This window comes from Desertibacillus haloalkaliphilus, from assembly GCF_019039105.1.
Taxonomy (GTDB): Bacteria; Bacillota; Bacilli; order Bacillales; family KJ1-10-99; genus Desertibacillus; species Desertibacillus haloalkaliphilus.
The window spans coordinates 1-422 of record NZ_JAHPIV010000176.1 but is presented as its reverse complement, the minus strand read 5'-3'; the positions used below and the strand labels follow the sequence as shown (position 1 = coordinate 422).

1 protein-coding gene is annotated in these 422 nt (G+C 36.3%); it reads left to right on the top strand.

Annotation, left to right across the window (positions count from 1 at the left end; genetic code table 11):
• Positions 1 to 87: 87 nt before the first annotated feature.
• Positions 88 to 422 (top strand): NUDIX domain-containing protein (locus KH400_RS21415; protein WP_217228091.1); only part of this gene is annotated, 335 nt, incomplete at its 3' end.

Here is a 422-nt window from a genome sequence, read left to right as displayed (position 1 = left end):
CCTTCAAGTAGATTATGGTACACATTTATGATGGGATTGGAAGAAAAAGAACTGAAAGTTACACGAATACATATTTTGGAGGAGAAAATGGACCATTTATATGAAAAGACAGTAGCAACTAAGCAAATTTTTAAAGGGAAAGTTATTGATTTAGAAGTAAAGGAGGTAGAGCTTCCTAACGGAAAAATGAGTTCTCGTGAAATAGTTAAGCACCCAGGAGCTGTAGCAGTCGTGCCTATGACAAAAGAAGGGAACATTGTCCTAGTAAGACAGTACCGAAAAGCTCTAGGTAAAACAATTGTAGAAATACCAGCAGGGAAGCTTGAAAAGGGAGAAAATCCTCTTGAATCAGCTGCGAGAGAACTAGAAGAGGAAACAGGCTATAAAACAAAAAAACTAGAATTTCTTTTATCCTTTTATAC